Raw genomic sequence first — 19,627 nt, 5'->3', positions numbered from 1 at the left:
GAAACCGGCCTTTCCCTCCTCTTCAATCTTGATCTATTGCTTAAGTAAGTGCCATTCGGCTTTGACCCCTTTAGCTCATGACCCCTTTAGCTCGCGACAGAACACCTTGTTTTTCTCAACGTCAGCGGCGGGAGCTATTCTGTGAAAGAGCGCATTGCACCACAGAGAACACAGAGGGCACCGAGGTAAAAGCCAGAGCAAAAGGTTTTTAGGGAAAAATAGATCTGTTCCCGTTGGTCCGTTCACTTTTGCCCACTAAGTCCTGATTAAAGGGCTGGAACCCTTTAGCTGAATCTAATAGTGATAACGACACGAGATGATCGTAATCGCATTATCATCAACTGCATAGACCAATCGATTCGTGTCATCTATACGCCGAGACCAGAAACCCGCTAGATTTTCCTTTAAAGGCTCTGGCTTACCAATACCTTCAAAAGGTGAGCGTTTAACGTCGTTTATAAGCTTATTTATTCGTTTAAGAGTTTTTTTGTCCTGGGTTTGCCAATACAGGTAATCGTTCCAGGATTCGTCAGTCCATGACAGTAAACGACTACTCATCAATCAAGTCTCTGCGGGTTACCTTACCGGCTTTGAATTGTTCAATTGAGCGATTCAAATGCTCAGCATTTGCCGGTGAACGCAGCAAGTGCACCGTTTCCATCAGACTGTTGTAGTAGTCTAACGACATAACAACAGCATCTTCCGAATCACGGCGAGTAATAACCGCCGTATCTGCGTCATTAACGACGGAATCTAATACCGCTTTCAGGCTATTTCTTGCTTCTGTAAAAGACACAATTCTCATAGAACCTCCACATGTACGCTTTACAGGACAAGTATAGCCTTGAACCCTAACATGTACAATATGATGAACATGTCAATTAGGTCTATTTAGGGTCTGTGTAACAACTATAGCTTTTCATTTTTAGGCTTTGGACCTCGCTTCAAGGCAATCACGCGTCGACCTGATAATGACTCGATTTCTTCTTTAAACCGGTCATTCCCTAAAGCTAAACCTTTATTAGATGCATCCCGTATCTGGGTAAGAATATGATCATCAAGGTGACCTGCGAAAAGCTTTCTATAGCTTAGAGTACGCGCCGCAACTGTTTCTCCAAGCGCATGATAAACAGCATGAGGTGTCCACATTTTTATAGCCTCCCCCTGACCATTGGCCTTATAACTGGACCACCGATAGTCTATTCACAGTAAAGGGGTCTCCATGATAAGTTCTCCGGTCATTGGTCTGTCGCGACAATGATCTCTGCACTGCCCTGTGGCGCAAACAGGTTGCTCATTTCACATCGCTTTTAGTCAACGTTTAATCCGTCCAACATCGCTTGATAAAAGGGCCTCCACGTAAGCACACTGAAGCCCCGCCCTACCAATAAGATCTGAAACCTAAAGCTGATACCTTGTTACCTATCCTCTTGGGATTCAGCCTCATCCCGGGCATGCTCGGCGGCCCAGGTGCCTGCCGCTTCCACCGCCACCGGTGAGGCGGTGGGCAGCACAGACAGGTAGCTTTCGGTATCCTCCACCGACACAACTGAACGTTTGCTCATGTGATACAGCGCATACAGTGCATAGAGCGCGATGGCAACGAACGTCGCACACAACACCAGCCAGAAGGTGAACGGGCCAAACGTTTCCATCCCCCAGCCGGTGACCAGCGGGCCGGCGATAGCGCCCAGCCCGAAGGTGAAAACCAGCCCCCCGGAAGCCGCGGGCATATCCTCTGCAGCAAGATAATCATTGGTATAGGCCAGCAATAGGGCGTATAGCGGCGTTGTCACCCCACCGGCGAAGAAGGCGGCTGCCATCAGCGACCACAGGCTGCCGCCGGTAACCCACCCCAGCAGGCAGGATGCTGCACCAATAGCGGCCGCGCCGAAGATCAGCTTGCGCCGATCCACCCGGTCCGATAGCCAGCCGATGGGGTATTGCAGTACCAGCGCACCGGCAAACAGCATCGCCACAAACAGTGAGATCTGCGTCGCTGTCAGCCCTATCTGGGTGCCGAGAATCGCGGCCATGCCCGATTGTGTGGCATAGACGATACCCAGCAGGAATATTCCCACGGTGCCCAGCGGTGAGCCCTTGAAAAGATCACGCAGGGACATCGGTCGCGCGACCTCGGCCGCTGGGACTGAGGTCGCCGCGAGAAGGATAGGCGCAAACGATATCGATACCAGAATCGAAGCACCAATGAAGAGCACGGAGGTTCCCGCATCACCCAGCGTCAGTAACCCCTGCGCGCCGATGATACCCAGTGTCTGGGCAATCATGTAGGCCGACAACACCGTACCACGGGTCTCATTGGTGGCGGCGTTATTCAGCCAGCTCTCGGCGGTGACATAAACGCCCGACATACAAAAGCCAATCAGCACCCGTAGCACTGTCCAGGCCCAGGGGTCGGTTAACAGCGGGAATGTAATCAGCCCCGCCGACATGAAACTCCCCAACGCCGCAAAAACACGCACATGCCCCACCCGCCGGATCATCCGCGGAGAGATACGTGCGCCCGACAGAAAACCCATGAAATAACCCGAGGTGACGATGGCCAGCTCCAGAGCTGAAAACCCCTCAATCCCACCACGCAGGCCGATCAGGGTAAAGTGCATACCGTTGCCCAGCATGATGAACACAATACCAAGCAGCAGAGGCCAGACCCTGGAGAGTACTTGAATCATATAACGTCCTTACTAAACGTTCCGTTTACAAAATACGTCAGATATATATTTCTGATGTTAAAACTCAGGGCGTTTTAAAGTGAGTGCCGTGCACATAATTATGCATTGCTATCACCACCTTAAATTGACCAACAGAGAAAAGCGTAAAGCAACCAACCCCAATACTCTTTCACGTTCACGACCAGACTTGTCACGCTGACGACCTGTTTGAATTGCAAGAAGCAAGCCACCTAATGACCGTCATTTCCAATCACTCGATCAGTGGCTATAACAGCCTGCTATCGGGCATCCAATCCACCAAACTACTTGAGGCTATCAGCGTTAATCGTTGGAGTCACCTAAGCACAGAGCATCAACAGTCGGTTATATTCGCTTCAGCATTCCCTGAGTCCACATTGGTAAAGGCGCTTTCGTTGTTTCCTGCAAAAATTCACCACCAAAAGCAGAAAGGCAAACCAATCAGCAAATAGAACGGGGTTGTACGATATAACCTAACCCCCATAGCGCAGAACTGCTGCACACCTCATCATCAGTTGATGATTCACTCAGCACCCACTATAAAAAAGGCTTACCGAAGTAAGCCTGAAAGGAAGGGGAATACTTTTAGAATGTTTTAGAAGAAGAACGCCAGCCCCAGATTGACACTGCTGTTTTCCAGCTCATCGTCAAGATGACTCTTCGCATTGAAGCGGGAATATTCAGCGATCATCAGCAGGTTATCTGTCAGATTGTGATAAGCACCGATGGTCGCTTTCGTCTGGCTTTTCATCAGTGTATCAGGATCGGCTGAGGTTTTATCCAGACGAGTCTGTCCGAGACTGATACCGTACTTTGTTGCATCACTCTGATAGGTCAGTTGACCAAAGCAGCCTTTTGAACGACGCGCTTCACCGTTGATATCTGCCGCATCGATAAACAGACCTGCGGTACCCACGCCATCCGCAGTAAAGCAGGATGCGACCACACCCAGATCGTTGAATTTGTAGCTGGCGGTCAGATCAACTGCATTACCGGTATAATCGGCACTCCCCGCCTTAACGGTCTGTGAGAGAAAACTGGCGGAGACAAATCCATTATCGCTGTTATAACGCAACTTACCGTGCACGCCTGGCAGTGAGGAACCACTGTCACCGGTAGTACTGACACCAGCCCCCAGCGTGATCAGATCCAGCGGCTGAAACACACCAATAGTTGCTTCAACATGTTCACCCAGAGGTTTTGCAAAACTAATCTGCGAGATCCGATCAGTAAATATATAGCCATAACCCACACTGCCGAAGCTGGTATTCAGCGGGCTCTTAACTAGTCCATGAGCTCCTACGCCAATTAATGACATATCAGCCAGAATCACATCGAGAGCAAACACACCGTAATCTCGACCCGCCTTAATCGTACCCATCCCCTCTTTTTTTGCTAACAGGAAAGCCCTGATCGCCTGATCGTCATCCTGTCCATTAAATGCCGCGTTAGTGGTAAGGCCTGGCTCGAGTGCAATATTAGCCGAAATGTCATAACCCTGTTGCTGGGTTGCCACTGTCCACATAATAGACGCGGGAATATAGCCGTTAGAGACAGACGACGCATTCTCACCAGTACAGAGTAACGCATTCGCATCCACCTGATTACCGGAGTCATCACACTCTGCAAAAACAGCATGGCTATTTACGTTACCAGAAACACCCAGGGTCCAGTCACCAGCCTGAATGGTCAGTGCCTGAACCTGTCCAGCCGTTGCAGCAAGAACCAGAGCGGAAATCATTTTTTTCATTATAGTTACCTTCATGTTTGTTATTTTTAAAATTTTTCAGGGTGCAACCTGCCCTGCCAGGACGACATTACAGGTGGCTATTTTGGAAAAGATCAGCTGCAGCAACCGCTGCAGCCTGTAGAGAAAACTTAGTTGGTTAGCGTTTCATCTTTGACAAACCAGTGATGTTTTGCGCTATTGAGCAGCAGCAGATACACACAAAACGAAACAAAGAAAGTAATCGGCGCGGAGAACAGTGCCAGCGAGGCATTGGCATAGTTCAGGATAATGATCCCCAGGCCGGCACCGGAAAACCAGGCGATCAAACCGCAAGGGTTGAACGAAGTGACCCGTTGGGGACAACATTCAATATGCCCACCAAACAACTCGTCATACTTAGGAGAGAAGATATGCGCCAGTGCGATTGCTACCCAGGCCACCACAAAGATACCCTGATAGGCCAATGCCTGCAGAATAAAGCTGAACACATTCAAAAGCATCAGCGTATATACCACCGCGCCCACCGCAATCGCCCAGAAAAATCGCGGTACAGAGCTCAGGCCAAAACGTTCGAAGAACGCCTGCATATTTTCCGCAGCCAGGTAGAAATTAGCCGTGTTGATACGTGTCTGACTCACCCATACAAACAGCAATCCCCAGATACCCATCAATTTCAGAATAGCCAGTACCACCGATACTTCGGACAGCCCTCCTTCAGCTGGAATCGTCGCCACCAGAAAGATACCGACCATGCCATTAATCATAAAGGTAAACAGATAGAACGGCATACCAAAGTTGATATTGGCATGAAAGCGAGAATCATCCTCTTTACCAAAGCGAGCGTAGTCCCAGGTGTACATCATCAGAATCCAGACACCCATAAAGTAGGTGAAACAGTTCCACCAACCATTCTCAGGATCACCGCCTTCCGGTCCCAGATTAAGCCAGGCATCACTGTAGCCGTATTCATTAATCGATACGGCTACCGCCGCGATCAGACCAAGAATGTAAAACGGCAGCAGAATACCGTTAAATTTATCCAGCCAGCTCTGTACACTGCCAAATACCAGCGGCACGCTGTACAGCACCACTATAAGATAGGCTAACTCGATGCTCAGTGAAGGGAAATATGCCTGAATCGCCACCGCGATCACAGAGCCTTCAAACACCGAGTAATAGATCGCCGTCGCGAAGAAGATCAGGGTTGCCAACGTGGCGCCAACCTTACCGAACAGCACCCGTGAAAAAAGCGCTACGGAAAGGCCGGTGCGGATCGCATAACGGGTTATCACCGCATTGATCAGACCGTAAGTCACTACTGATAAGGCAAGGCCGATCAGTGTGTTAATGGTACCGAAACTCATCGCCAGGGTCGCAGACACCACCAGCCAGAACATCGCGCTGCAGATCGCCCACCAGGCCATACTCAGCGAGCCACGGGTCATCCGCTCCTCGCGGGGCACCGACAGAGTGGCCGAGCCACTGTTTGTTTTTATATTACCAGCCATAACAACTCTCTCTTATTGTTGATATTTCCCTGATTCGGGATCAACTCAGAGTAAGAGAACCACGCAAGAGATTATTGACGATGGGTGAATTGGGATTTGTATTACAGCGAATGTGCTGCTTGAAGACTTCACTATGTGTCTTACCAGGCGCGAGACTGCAATGCTTCGCGCTGCTGAACAGACTGAAGTGTTAACCTATTTGAAAAAGTAATTATTTTCGCCGCTGGAGGCGGCTATTACAGAAAGCTCTTAGCAAGAAAGATATGTGCCAACTAGCGGTTACCCTTAAGCGAAGCGCATCTCATCTCCTTCGGCGTGCAGCCAAACCGTGACTTAAACAGACGGCAGAAATGTGCCTGGTCGTTAAAGCCCCAACGATAGGCGATCTCTGCCAGGGTGGTATGCCGGATATCACCACGAATATCATTGAGGGCCGATTGTAAACGCAGCTCTTTGATCCACTGACTGACGGTCTGATCGGAATCTTTAAACAGTTTATGCAGATAGCGTGTGGATATTTGGCAGGCGAAGGCGATCATATCCGGGGAGAGTTCTGAACGCTGAATATTTTCCCGAACAAACGCTTCAATATTATGCAGATGGACATTGCGCAGATTTGCTTCATTACTCATCAGCACGCGGTCGTCGTTTTCCATGCTGTGGGCCAGCAGGTCGATCAGCTGACTACCGAGAATTTCGTGGGCATTGTCATCGGTATAGGAGGATTGTTGTACCATGGTTCTGAGGAAGTTGAAGAAGACGTTCCCCATCCCCTTGCTTTTATCAAACTCCATATAGAGAAAACGTTCAGGTTGACGAATGCGGGTCTGCAGTTGGGATACAGGCACCCTGACCACCCAGAGGGCGTTATCTTTGCTATAGCTGAATTCGTAAGGCAGATCGCTACGTTCCAGAATAAATGCACCCGGATTACACACGATGGTGTGATCCGCCTGAGCAAAACGGACCTGATCATGTGCCGGAATAGTGATCAGAAAGTAGGGTTCTGATTCATCGATCTGCTGTTCCATTCGCTTAAAACAGGTCGCGGAGCTTTCCATCCGCGATATCCCTAACCGTCCCATCTGCCACTGACTCAGATGTCCGTGAAATTCGCTTGGATTACGAAAATCCAGTTCCAGAGGAAAGTAGGCATTTTCAATCACCCCCCTCCAATAATCCTGACGCTCTCGCTGGGGCAGCAGATGAGTACTGTAACAATTGTTCATATATGAACGCCTCTCTTTATAATTATTGAGTCCATATGTTTTTCTATTGTATCCCTGATTTCAGTATGGGCAAACAGCCTTTTTCTCTTTCAATCTCCTTATCAGACTTAAAAAAAGCAGCCAGATACGCCGGTAACGTACCTGACCGAATATCCTGCCATCAGGATAGTGAATTGATCTGGCGCCCATATGCTAGAAATAACGTGGATTTAGGGCGGTCAGTCTATGCAACTTTATGAGAGGCTGGCCCTAGTCAGTCGATAACACTGATTCGGTTCAAGCACTAATTTCCAGCCCGGACGCACAACGATGTTGGTGGTGGGCTCCTCAACTACTGCAGGGCCAGTGATCTCGATACCCACATCCAGCTTAGGACCGGAATAGACAGCAGTATCAATCCAGTGACCATCGTCATCGAACAACGCCGGACGATAGCCAATCAGTGCATCCTCAGCTTTACCTCCCTGGAACTCCAGTGTTTTAAAATTTGGCTTAGCGACATTGCCGACCATAGTCGATTCAATGTTTACCAACTCCACTGGGTTGTGCGGTTCTGAATAGGTATACAACTCCTCATGACGCTTGTGAAAGTCATCCAGAATAGCTGACATCTTTTCACGACAGATTTTGCCCGGATAGATCTCCACATTACACTCGTGGATCTGACCTACGTAACGCATCTCGACGCTGCGGGTATAACTGATATCGTCCGGGTTAAATCCATCAGAGAGCAGATGCTCTCGCCCCTGCTGCTCCAGATCTTCAAACTTGGCATTCAGTGCGTCCAGGTTAGCATCGCCATCAAGTCGCATGGGTTCTGACGCCAGGTAGTTATAACGCACGTCAGAGATGATCTGACCAAATGCACAGAATACAGATGACACTTTTGGCACCAGCACCGTAGTGCTGCCGATCTCCTCTGCCAATGCGGTGATATGCATCCCAGCAGCACCACCGGCACACAGCAGGGCAAAGTCACGTGGATCATAGCCCCGTTCGATGGAAACCCGACGAATACCATTCACCATATTGAGGTTTACAATTGTGCTGATACCGTAAGCGGCTTTCTCAACGCTGATACCCAGTGGATCAGCTACATGCTTTTTGACTGCCGCGATAGCCGCATCCCGGTTCAGATTGATGGTACCGCCGAGAATCGCATCGGGATTAAGATAGCCCAGTACTAAATTGGCATCAGTGACTGCCGGAATAGTACCGCCTTTGCCATAACATACTGGCCCCGGTGTGGCACCGGCACTTTCAGGACCGACCTGCAACATACCGTACTGATCCACCTGACAGAGTGAGCCTCCACCTGCCCCCAGGGTTTCCACCTGAATCATCGGCACACCGATACGATAGCGTAGGAAATCGATATTCTTGTTGAGGTTAGTCTGACCATCTTTGGTCAGAGTGATATCAAAAGAGGTGCCGCCCATATCTACAGTAATTACATTATTGATACCAAACGGCTGACCGACAAACAGGCCCGCCTGAGGTGCAGATGCCGGGCCTGAGTTAATCGCATTGACTGCTCGCCCCTGCATCGCTTCACCGATCGCCAGACCACCATTAGACTGGAAATAGCGCACCGGATACTTTGCTCCCAGCGATTTAAAGTAGTCATCGATTTTCTGCACGTAGCGCCGCATCACCGGGCTTAAATAGGCATTCACCACAGTGGTAGAGGTGCGGGTATACTCACGCACCTGCGGATAAACTTCGCTACCGGTACAGACAAACACGCCAGGCATCATCTCCTGTACAATCTCTTTGGCACGTTTTTCATGGGCAGAATTGCGCACTGCCCAGACAAATGAGATCGCCACACTTTCGACGTTCTGATCTTTGAAATAGCTGACCGCATCACGAACTTCCTGTTCAACCAGCGGCTGATCGACTTCGCCGGTACCAATAACCCGTTCATTAATTGGTCGGCGCAGATGTCGCGGCACAATCATATGGGCCGGCGGAAAGTCAGCTTCGTAACGATAACCCTCCTCTTTATGACCCAAGCGAATCTCCAGACTATCTTCATGGCCAGCGGTACACAGCAGGCCGACTTTTACACCTTTTTTCTCGATCAAAGCATTCAGGGCAACCGTTGTCCCATTGATACAGAGATCGCAATCCTGGACGATCTCTTCAATCGAGCGCCCCACCGCTTCTGACATCTGTGCCAGACCCGCTTTGATAGCGATAGTGCCATCCTGTGGAGTGGAAGGGCTTTTGAACACCCGTAGCTCACCGTTGTTTTCAGCCAGTACAAAATCTGTAAAGGTACCACCGGCATCGATACCCAGACGGTATTTATTACGCATAATTCCGTTCCTTAGTTGTTCTTATAATCGGTTTACTGCTGACGCAGTGCGGCAGTGGCCTGCTGGTCAACACTCATTGAGCGAGGGTCAATCACGACGCCATACTCTTGTGAAGCCCCTTCCAGAGAGACCAGGCCGTTCTGATAATCAGACAGTACCGCAGCAGGCGTCCGACTCATCGGATCACCAAAGCCGCCACCACCGGGGTTATAGTTGGCAACCCGCTGGCCAGGTTTAACGGTGAGAATGGTATTTGCCTTGTAAACCTGTTCCTCATCAGCTTTCACAACCAGTTTGCCCAGCTTTGGTTCGATCAACTGATTCTCAGCACCGGCAGCACCCATGGTTGGGATCTGACGACCCTCACCAAAAGCCACTACAGTCATATCATGATCAATCGGCTCAACTTCCCACACCGTACCGGAACCACCCCGATACATACCTGCACCGCCACTGTCCTGAATCAGGCCATAGCGACGAATAATGATCGGATAGGAGTATTCCAACAGCTCAATATCGCCGGAACTGAGCGCACCAAAGCAACACAGAGGCCCACAGGCGTGCCAACCATCCATCACCTGAGTTGCACCGGCACCGGAGATAATCGATGCCAGCACCATAGTCACGTACTGCTCGCCGGTACGGGGATCAATACCCGCAATATTGATACCACTGGCATGACCCCAGGATGCAGCCACCCGCTCCGGAGCAGCCTGTTCAAGTGCTTTACGAACGGCATCGGTGAGAGTCTCCATCGGCGTGGTAGTACAATTCACATGGGGCGCGGGCTCCTGGGCATTACAGAGAGTGCCTTTCTTCCCCAGATCCACCGACACGCAACGATACAGTCCCTCGTTATAGGGGGGTGGCAGTTGAGCAAACATCATCAGCCCCAGGTATACACCTGACATCGAGTTGCCCTCATAGGAGTTAATAAAATAGGGAATCTGCGGCGGGCTCTGCACTTCAATGTGCAGCCGATCACCCTTGATCGTCACTTTCGAGGTGATCTCCATCTCACCAAAGCCATGACCAGAATCTTCCAGTACGGCAGAACCAAAGTATTCACCATCAGGAACCGCTTCTATCAACGAGCGCATCTGCCGGTCAGCCATATTTTTCAGTTCGGCAATACAAGCCTGAATCTGTTTTACACCGTACTTATCCAGCAGCGCGATCAGATTGCGCTCGCCTACCCGACAGGCACCGTACTGAGCATTAAGGTCACCTTCCTGATCACGACGGGCACGCATGTTCGTGAGCAGCAGGTTAACCACATCCTCCCGGCGCTTACCCTTATCCCAGAGTTTCACCGGGGGAATCCGCAAGCCCTCGGCATAGATCTCTTTCGCATCCGGGTTATAGCCTGCAGGAACCGGACCACCGATATCCGTAAGATGCCCTTTACAGACAGTCCAGAACACCAGTTCACCCTTATAAAAAACGGGCTTGTACATGCAGCAGTCAAGTATATGACTACCTTTATAGGCGGGGTCGTTGTGATAGATAACATCACCTTCGTAGATATCGTCACCGAAAAACTTAGCCACCTCTTTCATGGCAGGAATTAGCGAGCCCAGATGAATCGGGATATCCTGCCCCTGCAGAATCATCTCTGGAAAGTGGTCAAACAGCGCATTACTGTAGTCATGAGCCAGGTTAAAAACACTGGAACGACCAGTTTTCTCTAATGTCAGCGTCATCTCCCGTTGCGCTGTTTCCAGCGCACCGCGGACAACGGCGAGTGTGATTGGATCGACACTGGTAGACATGTTGTACCCCTTATTGTTTTTCTGTGAATCGGGTTTGCCCTATCTACTTCAGTGGACAGGAGCAAACGGATAACAAACAGTCTACGAACCCAGCTGATGAATTTATTGATAGGCGGCGACTTAATCTTTGTATCTCCGAGAACAGGGCGCGTCTTTTTAGAAAGGCTTGTGTAAAGGCAGGATAAGTCCACCAATGAACTGATTTTCAGCAATAGTGATAAGCAAAACAGGGTTTTATAGAGGAAAATGACTTCTTTTGCTTTCAACCACTACGCCTCTTGTCTCCACACAGAAAGCAGGCTTTAATTAGGCATTCAAAACATAGCTGATTAAGGTTTGCTGATTTGTCGAAGTTTCATCGTGTAGCTAAACAGCCCCTTATGCTCTGGCATGACGCCATCGCGGGTATTATCACCCACGGGGTGAATGACGAAGCCGTTGATAATCTGATGGATACCCTGCGCCGGATCGTTGATGCGGATGGCAGCTCTCTGATTGTTTATCCTGAAGGCCGACAGCCCTACTGCCCATCGCGTAAACGCCGCAAAGGGGAAGACCCACGTATCCATATCGACCAGTATCTGGAAAGTGCTTACCTGCTGGACCCTTTCTATCGTCTTGCAACGGACGGTACTGCAGAAGGGGTATATAGCCTTTCTGACGTCGCCCCGGATGGCTTTAAACAAAGCGAGTTCTATCGGGTTTACTACCGTCTGGTCAATTTTGGCGATGAGATCTGCCTGATCATTCCGACTAAAAGCGCCAGCATCCAGGTATCAATCAGCCGCCAGGATAATAAACCTAAGTTTACCGCTGCCCAGCAGGGTCTGATTCAGCGGGTTTTCTCAACGGTTAAGGCGATCCTGTTAAAGTGGTGGGACAGCTCACAAACCGAACAGAAAGATCATTTTCTGGACTCTCACCTCGAATGCGCCCTGAGCCATTTCGGCAGCTCGGTACTCACCCAGCGAGAAACCCAGATATTGCAGCTGATATTACGCGGTTACGCGGTGAAATATATCGCTGAGAAACTGGAGATCAGCCCGGAAACGATTAAACACCATCGTAAAAACATCTACGCTAAGCTGGATATTAATTCCCAGGCAGAGATGTTCCATCTGTTTATTGATTCACTGCGGATGATGACACCAGACTCACCGCCGGACCCTCTGTCAGACTATCTTAGACCGCCCCCCGGACGATAAACTATTTACCATTTCAACTTGTTGTTACTGCCATGCTTCCGCTATATTTCAGATCGAAGAGCAAAGCGCATCGGAATCTGAAAGTTTTTACAGTCATGTCTCTGAGTGACAGGCTTTCAAAGACTGATGATCCAACGGAGAACTAAATGGCATATCAATACACCATCTCAGAATGCCGTGACTACCTGCGTGTTGAGGTTCATGGCTCAAGAAACGGGATAGATGTTACCCGCGAGTCCCTCAGGATGTGGCAGATCGTAGCACAGCGGTGTCAGTCAAAAGGGATTAACCTGATACTCGCCGTATTCCACCTGACAGGCACTCGGGACATGATAGATACCTTTAATATTGTCGAGGGCGTTCAGGAGTGGCTGTGGCCGGAATTAGCCATCGCCTATGTTGATATGAATGCAGACAACCGCAAAGAGAATACCATTGTTGAACAATCGGCCATGATGCATGGCATCAACTTCCGCATCTTTTATAATGAAGACGATGGCACCCGCTGGCTGAACGCACTGCAGTCGACTCACCGCCATTAACCCCATCGAGATAAGCTGAGTGCCAAAACTCAAAACCCATCATATTCTTATTCAATAAAAAAGCCGCTCAGAAAGCGGCTTTGTTCAAATCAGGCTATGCCGATCAGTTTAAGAGTTAAACAGCAGGTTAGGCAACCAACGCGTAATCGACGCTGTTTTTCCCGGCTTGTTCAGCGCAAAGTGGAAGATATACAGCATATAGATACCGGCAAGCATCAATCCGGCTGCAAACAACTTACCCACCGATTCCCGTGCCAGCAATGCATAGACAATCATCAATACGCTGGCGGATGATGCCAGAATAAAAGGCTCCCAACTTAAAGATGTTTTCCGTATTTTATTGGTTACACTGTCAATATTGTTAGCGTGCTTAAGGCTGGGTATGAAAGTAGAAGAGATTTATCGTCGCGATTTAAATCTGTTAGTCGCGTTGCAAGTTCTGGTTGAGGAACGCAGTGTCAGCAGAGCAGCAGCTCGTTTAAACCTGAGCCAGTCCGCAATGAGTCGGGTTCTGGGGCGATTGCGCAGTTTATTGTCTGACCCTTTATTTACACGCCAGGGGCAGAGCCTGGTACCTACAGAGAAAGCTTTATCAGTGAACAGGGCTTTAGATGAACCTATTGGGTCTCTAAGACAGCTCTTATCTCCCATTGATTTTGACCCCAAGTCCTGTGATCAAACATTCACAATTCTAACCACTGATTATGCAATGCAAACTATTTTACCCTTCGCTTTACCCCGCATATATCAGGAAGCACCTAATGTCGCGTTTGAGTTTTTACCGCTACAAGATGAGCACTTGAAAGAGCAACTCACTTACGGCCGGGCTGACTTAGCTATTTGCCGCCCAATTCACTCTATTGAACCATTACAGTACGGTGGACTGGGTCGTGTTGGGGTATCGTGCCTATTATCCAAACAACATCCGTTAGCTAATAAACAGATGTGTTTGGATGATTATTTGAATTTTCCTCATGCAATGATTGCCATTAGCGACGGGGTTAAATCTCTTATTGAACAGGCACTGGAAGATAAGCCTGAACGGCGCATGGTTCTGAGGGCATATCATTTAGAAGCGGCGCTGGCGATTGTGGATACAATGCCATTAATTATCACGGTACCTGCCGATTTAGCCTACTTAGTTTCAGAACGTTATGACCTGATGGTAAAACCGCTGCCCTTTCATTTTACACCGTTTGATTATTCCATGATCTGGCACCCTCGCTGTGAACATTCACCGGCACAAGAATGGTTGAGAGGTGTTGTAAAAGAAGAGTGTGGCAAGCTAATCGCTAAGCGTGTGGTAGAGATGGGACTGGATACAGAAGCGGATGCCATGGCTGCGCCTGGTTAATGATCAAAGCAGGGTGAGTTCATCCCATGTGCATCTTAAGCATCCGGGCATCTTAATAGACGCGGTAACATTCGGCATGGAGCTACTTTACGATTCAACTGCACCATCCACTCCCCAATGCAGTGCTATTCCCCATAGCTAATTTAATCTATGTATAATTTGCATAGATCACTTCCCTTTTTATCATTTGAGTCACCTTTAAATACTCTTTACACTTCGCGCCCATTTCGTCGTTGAGCGCATATAAGCGCTTGTTTCGATCCACTATCGCTAAGGCACTGAGATTGCCACGCCCCATAGGCGTAAATGAAAAGCACCCTCATACCCCTGGCATTTTTAAGAGCAATTTATGTTTACTTTCCGGTTTCCATTCCTGGTTTGGCTGGGTATAGGGATTTTGATTACCAGCCTGGGGATCAGGCAATCTTTTGGTATTTTCATGATGCCTGTTTCCGACTACTTCCACACGGGACGCGAGTTCTTCAGCTTTGCCATTGCATTGCAAAACTTGCTTTTTGGCGCGTTCCAGCCCTTTGTCGGTATGGCCGCCGACCGTTGGGGGCCGAAGCGCATCATCATTTCAGGCGCTATCGCTTACGCTCTGGGTCTGTACTTAACGTCGATCACCGTCGAACCGACCATGATCTACCTATCACTGGGGATGCTTGTAGGTCTTGGCTTAAGTGCCACCAGCTACGTGATCGTACTGGGTGCGGTAGCCAAAGTGGTACCCGCGGAGCATGCCGCTAAAGCCTTTGGCCTGACCACGGCTGCCGGGTCATTTGGCATGTTTGCGATGATCCCCGGGACACAAACATTGTTGAGTATTTATGATTGGCAAAGTGCCATGCAGATATTCGCGGTCATGTGTAGTTTTATTGTGGTGTTTGCATTATTCATCAATACGGCAAAGCAAGAAACAAAGACCGCACACAGGGTACACGAAGACCTGCAAACGCTAAAAGAGGCGTTGAAAGAAGCATTTACGCACAAAGGATACTGGTTGATTCATATTGGCTTTTTTGTGTGTGGCTTCCATGTCATGTTTATCGCCACTCACCTTCCCAGCTATGTGTTAGATAAAAACCTGCCTGCTTCAACAGCTGCCATGGCGCTGGCTTATGTGGGCATTTTTAACATCATGGGGTCATACTTCTGGGGCGCTATGGCAGACCGCTATAGCAAACATTATGTGATGTCAGCACTGTACTTCGTGCGCACGGCTGTGATTGCTGCTTTTGTGTTAATACCTACCACAGAACTGACTGCTGGTATCTTCGGCGCGGCTATCGGTTTTTGCTGGTTAGGAACGGTGCCCATTACATCGGGTCTAGTTCGTCAGATTTTTGGTGCTCGTTACCTGTCGACCCTATACGGGTTGGTGTTTTTCTCTCATCAGGTTGGCAGCTTTTTGGGAGCATGGACCGGTGGTGTTATCTATGATTATTACGGCTCATACGAACCAATCTGGTGGTCAGCGGTCGTGCTGGCGTTTATCTCTGCATTGATTCACCTTCCAATCAATGACAAACCAGTCCCACGTTTAAGGATGGCAACAGCATAATTCTGATAGGCTCTCCTAAGACCGGATGTCGGGAGTCTCTTTGTTATTCATCGCTATCAGCCGCTGCGAGTGAGCCCATTCTATAGCGCAATGCGGCTCACTTAAGCATTTGAGCCTGAGCCGGGCTTGTTAGAAAATCCGATGTCATCACTGACATCGGGTTTTTTAAGCGACTTTATTCAAACCAGGCTATGCCATTCGCTTTATCAGTTAAACAGCAGGTTGGGCAACCAAAGCGCTATCTGCGGGTAGATCACCACCAATGCAAGACCAATAATCTGTAGAATAATAAACGGGATCACCGCTTTATACAGATCGTAGATGGTTATCGATGGCGGCGCCACCGATCGCATATAGAAGAGATTATAGCCAAAGGGTGGCGTTAGATAGGCGGTTTGCATACTGATGATAAACAGCACGGCAAACCATACCGTATCGAAGCCCAACTCCTGTACTATCGGCACAAACAGCGGCACTGTGATGAAGACGATGGCGAAATCATCGAGAAACATTCCCAGTATGAAATAGGTCGCCAGCATCGCCACAATCACCATATAAGGCGACAGACTAGACTCTTCCACCAACTCAGTAATCAACATACCAGCGCCCAGACCGATATAGATTTTGCTGAAGAATACCGCTGCAATCGTAATCCACAACAACATTCCCATCAGCTGAGTGGTGCTCATCAACACCTCTTTGAGCATCTTCACATTAAGCGTTCTATAGATCGCCGCACACACTAACGACCCTGCAGCACCAATAGCGGATGCCTCTGAGGGTGACGTCACACCACCGACAATAAAACCAAGTACGGTCGTGATCAGCGCTCCTGGAAGCACCAGGGCTTTTAACGCCTTTACCTTATCTAAAGCACCAAGACGTTCTGACAAGGCGATAGAGGGCGCTTTATCTGGGTTTTTCAATGCGAACAGGAAAATATAGAGCATATAGATTCCGGCAAGCATCAAACCCGGCATCATCCCTGCTGCAAACAGTTTACCCACCGACTCACGAGCAAGAAACGCATAGACGATCATCAATACGCTTGGCGGGATTAGAAAGCCTAATGCTCCGCCCGCCATAATAGTGCCCGTCACTAGCTTCTTGTCATAACCCCGCTTCAGCATGGATGGCAAGGCAATTATCCCCAGACTCACGGTAGCGGCACCGGAAACACCGGCCATCGCTGCAATGATCGCGCAGATAATCACCGTACCCATGCCTAAACCACCGGGGATACCACCCATCAGCTTATTGATCATATCAAACAGGTCGTCGGTAATACCGGAACGCTGCAACATCAGCCCCATGAAGATAAACATAGGCAGAGCAACCAGCAGGAAATTATCCATCGCCGAGAAAGCACTGGTTGCCAGTAGCTCAAGACCGGCTGGCCCCCACATAAAATATGCCGAGCCAACACCAACTGTCAGCAACGCCCAGGTTAACGGGGCGCCAATTGCTAACAGAATCAGCATAGAAAAAAACATGCCAAAGGTAACCACTAAGGGATCTAGATCTAACACAAATACACCTTTGCTTTAGTGAAGGTCTGACCGGTAGCAAACACAGTATTTACCGGATCAGACGGGGGGAGTTACAGAGTGATAATCAGGAGAGTCGCCAGTATCAGACTTGAGGTTCTGGCTCTATCCCGATCACAATCATGACACTGCGAATCAGCGCAGCGATGCTCTGTAAAATCATCAGGCCAACAGCCAGAGGGAGAACGGATTTGAAGGGATATACAATCGGTCCCCAGGTACTTTTCGAAGAAACCTCTTTAATCGCCCAGGAATCTGCGGCGAAGTTAAAGGTAATATAGAAAAATATCGAAAACACAACTAATCCAATCAAACCCGTAATCACATCCAGTGCCGCCCGCGCCCGAACAGGAAACAGGTTATAGATCACTTCACTGCGAACATGGCCATGATGCTTATGGGTATAAACACCCGCCAGAATACAGAAAGTACCGTATAGCATGGTGGTCGATTCGTGTGCCCACGAGGTAGGGCTGTTAAACAGATAACGCGCCCCTACCTCGTAGCAAAGCCCTGCAATCATGGCCAGACACATCCAACTGAAGGTCCGGCCTACCCACTCAGATACCCTGTCTTGAAAAGCAAGATATTGAGAAAGTTTTGACATCAGACTCTCCCGGTAGCCTTAGCTGTCGCTGTAATCGCTTCAATTGCCTTGGCATTGCGTGGCGATTTAGCCGCTTCTTCTTTCCACACATCCATCGCCGCAGCCGTCAGTGCTTTCGAATCAGCTTCTGGCAGAGATGCAAACTCAAAGATGCCTTCGCCGTTCACATCCAGGCAACCATTAACGTTCCAGGCATGCATGTTAACGGCATGCTTAGCCGTCGCCAGTTCAATCGCCTTCTGCTGATCTTCAGAGAGAGATTCCCACTTCTTCATATTGATCAGCATTCCGTCGGCATAGCCAGGGTTGATCATATTCAGGTAGGTGTAGTACTTAGCCGATTCGTGAAGTTTCAGCGCTTTATACTCAAGAGAACCACCGTAGATAACGCCATCAATCGCACCGGTAGACAACGCGATGTAAAGTTCCTGGCTTGGCAGATATACAGTAGGAATATCAAATTTTTCCAGAATTCCGGCAACCGTTGCAGTCGCGCGAATCTTCATTTTTTTCAGATCTTCAAGGCTTTTAACGGGTTTCGTTGTCAGTAGATCGTATGGTCCACCGAAGACAGCACCCAGGTACTTCACGCCTTTCTCTGCGTATGCTTCTTCCAGCAGCGCAGTCAGACCTTGTTTCTGGTGCAGGTAGATAGCCTCATCATAGCTGGCCCATGCACCGGGAATACCTGATTCAATTTTGGCTATATCCAGCTGACCCGCCCAGTAACCGGCGTATCCCTGGCACATATCCAGAGTACCCTTGGCAACGGAATCCAGCATCTGGTCATTAGGTACCAGTTCTGAACCACGAAAGCGCTGAATACGCACAGTTTTGTTTGAAACCGTTTTAATATCGTCGGCGAACATTTTGTAAAGGTCATCAGTCTCTGTACCGTACAGAGTCTGCATACGTAAGCGAACATTGTCGCCCGCATTCGCAGTAGTGGATGACAGGGCCAGTGGCGCAGCAGCAATACCGGTTGCAGCAGCTTTAAGCAGATCTCTTCTCTTCACTATCTCTATTCCTTTTATTATAAAGTCTGATGGTTCAGGCTTTCCGTCATTTCGCAGACAATCTATTAGTTGACCTTTACTGCGAAACACCTGAATAACGGATCTACCTATCAAGCGGTAGATGTTCGTTATTTTTAACACTGCTTATTAAAAATAGAAAGCGCAACTGTTCATAAAAAAATCATATCTATTTGTAATAATTGCTCTACTCCCTCATTCATGAGCCTCTATAGGAAAAACTCACCAACCACCTAAAAAAACTGTAATCCATTGTTTTAATGACATAAATCAGTAAATAAATAGAGAAAATATGCATTTTAAAACGACTAACTAAGTCATTTTTCGAGGCAACTACCCCTTTCAGGGGATCACCTTTGTTCAATATTCAGAACAGCAATCGTTTTTTTAATTACCATAGAAAATAACTATAAAGAGAGCTATTCTGAACACTTTGATACCCATCCCTTTCACAGTACCCATGGCCGCACCCGACTGGATACAGGCTTATATACGACAACAACA

General features: G+C 48.7%; 17 protein-coding genes. 4 read left to right on the top strand and 13 right to left on the bottom strand.

What is annotated here, in order from left to right:
- Positions 1 to 294: 294 nt before the first annotated feature.
- The 9 genes from Q0499_RS21060 to Q0499_RS21020 form a co-directional block, all read right to left on the bottom strand.
- Positions 295 to 558: a Txe/YoeB family addiction module toxin gene (locus Q0499_RS21060; RefSeq protein ID WP_217667568.1), complete on the bottom strand. Its 264-nt coding sequence runs from the start codon at positions 556 to 558 to the stop codon at positions 295 to 297.
- Positions 551 to 805, bottom strand: coding sequence for a type II toxin-antitoxin system prevent-host-death family antitoxin (locus tag Q0499_RS21055; protein WP_299204038.1), 255 nt, complete (start codon positions 803 to 805; stop codon positions 551 to 553). The genes Q0499_RS21060 and Q0499_RS21055 overlap by 8 nt, the downstream gene beginning before the upstream one ends.
- 104 nt (positions 806 to 909) lie before the next feature.
- Entirely contained in the window at positions 910 to 1,149 is a 240-nt protein-coding gene (locus tag Q0499_RS21050; protein WP_299204036.1) for a hypothetical protein, read from the bottom strand.
- A 269-nt stretch (positions 1,150 to 1,418) separates the two neighbouring features.
- The gene (locus tag Q0499_RS21045; protein ID WP_299204034.1) at positions 1,419 to 2,693 is read right to left on the bottom strand and encodes an MFS transporter; all 1,275 of its coding nucleotides are present in this window, start codon (positions 2,691 to 2,693) and stop codon (positions 1,419 to 1,421) included.
- 613 nt (positions 2,694 to 3,306) lie between these two features.
- The gene (locus Q0499_RS21040; RefSeq protein WP_299204032.1) at positions 3,307 to 4,461 is read right to left on the bottom strand and encodes a porin; all 1,155 of its coding nucleotides are present in this window, start codon (positions 4,459 to 4,461) and stop codon (positions 3,307 to 3,309) included.
- Positions 4,462 to 4,589: 128 nt separating this feature from the next.
- Positions 4,590 to 5,948: an allantoin permease gene (locus Q0499_RS21035; RefSeq protein ID WP_299204030.1), complete on the bottom strand. Its 1,359-nt coding sequence runs from the start codon at positions 5,946 to 5,948 to the stop codon at positions 4,590 to 4,592.
- A 272-nt stretch (positions 5,949 to 6,220) separates the two neighbouring features.
- Positions 6,221 to 7,177, bottom strand: a complete 957-nt coding sequence (locus tag Q0499_RS21030) for a helix-turn-helix domain-containing protein (protein ID WP_299204028.1) — start codon at positions 7,175 to 7,177, stop codon at positions 6,221 to 6,223.
- A gap of 233 nt (positions 7,178 to 7,410) precedes the next feature.
- On the bottom strand, positions 7,411 to 9,498 hold the full coding sequence (locus Q0499_RS21025; protein WP_299204026.1) for a hydantoinase/oxoprolinase family protein: 2,088 nt from the start codon (positions 9,496 to 9,498) through the stop codon (positions 7,411 to 7,413).
- 32 nt (positions 9,499 to 9,530) lie between these two features.
- Positions 9,531 to 11,270, bottom strand: coding sequence for a hydantoinase B/oxoprolinase family protein (locus Q0499_RS21020; protein WP_299204024.1), 1,740 nt, complete (start codon positions 11,268 to 11,270; stop codon positions 9,531 to 9,533).
- A gap of 344 nt (positions 11,271 to 11,614) precedes the next feature.
- Between Q0499_RS21020 and Q0499_RS21015 the strand changes: the two genes are divergently transcribed.
- Both Q0499_RS21015 and Q0499_RS21010 read left to right on the top strand, forming a co-directional pair.
- On the top strand, positions 11,615 to 12,475 hold the full coding sequence (locus tag Q0499_RS21015) for a helix-turn-helix transcriptional regulator (protein ID WP_299204022.1): 861 nt from the start codon (positions 11,615 to 11,617) through the stop codon (positions 12,473 to 12,475).
- A 146-nt stretch (positions 12,476 to 12,621) separates the two neighbouring features.
- On the top strand, positions 12,622 to 13,017 hold the full coding sequence (locus tag Q0499_RS21010) for a hypothetical protein (RefSeq protein WP_299204020.1): 396 nt from the start codon (positions 12,622 to 12,624) through the stop codon (positions 13,015 to 13,017).
- Between the two features lie 108 nt (positions 13,018 to 13,125).
- Here Q0499_RS21010 and Q0499_RS21005 read toward each other — a convergent pair whose 3' ends face one another.
- Positions 13,126 to 13,293, bottom strand: a complete 168-nt coding sequence (locus Q0499_RS21005) for a hypothetical protein (protein ID WP_299204018.1) — start codon at positions 13,291 to 13,293, stop codon at positions 13,126 to 13,128.
- 106 nt (positions 13,294 to 13,399) lie between these two features.
- On the opposite strand from Q0499_RS21005, the gene Q0499_RS21000 reads away from it, so the two are divergent.
- Positions 13,400 to 14,371, top strand: a complete 972-nt coding sequence (locus Q0499_RS21000) for a LysR family transcriptional regulator (RefSeq protein WP_299204015.1) — start codon at positions 13,400 to 13,402, stop codon at positions 14,369 to 14,371.
- A 349-nt stretch (positions 14,372 to 14,720) separates the two neighbouring features.
- On the top strand, positions 14,721 to 15,935 hold the full coding sequence (locus Q0499_RS20995) for an MFS transporter (protein WP_299204012.1): 1,215 nt from the start codon (positions 14,721 to 14,723) through the stop codon (positions 15,933 to 15,935).
- 206 nt (positions 15,936 to 16,141) lie between these two features.
- Here Q0499_RS20995 and Q0499_RS20990 read toward each other — a convergent pair whose 3' ends face one another.
- The 3 genes from Q0499_RS20990 to dctP form a co-directional block, all read right to left on the bottom strand.
- Complete coding sequence (locus Q0499_RS20990; RefSeq protein ID WP_299204009.1) at positions 16,142 to 17,464, bottom strand: TRAP transporter large permease subunit; 1,323 nt, start codon at positions 17,462 to 17,464, stop codon at positions 16,142 to 16,144.
- Between the two features lie 103 nt (positions 17,465 to 17,567).
- On the bottom strand, positions 17,568 to 18,089 hold the full coding sequence (locus tag Q0499_RS20985; protein ID WP_299204006.1) for a TRAP transporter small permease subunit: 522 nt from the start codon (positions 18,087 to 18,089) through the stop codon (positions 17,568 to 17,570).
- Positions 18,089 to 19,105: a TRAP transporter substrate-binding protein DctP gene (gene dctP, locus Q0499_RS20980; protein ID WP_299204003.1), complete on the bottom strand. Its 1,017-nt coding sequence runs from the start codon at positions 19,103 to 19,105 to the stop codon at positions 18,089 to 18,091. The genes Q0499_RS20985 and dctP overlap by 1 nt, the downstream gene beginning before the upstream one ends.
- Between the last annotated feature and the right edge of the window lie 522 nt (positions 19,106 to 19,627).

This window comes from uncultured Amphritea sp. (assembly GCF_937127095.1).
GTDB lineage: Bacteria > Pseudomonadota > Gammaproteobacteria > Pseudomonadales > Balneatricaceae > Amphritea.
The sequence above is the reverse complement of the archived record's forward strand: the minus strand, read 5'-3'. Positions and strand labels throughout refer to the sequence as shown.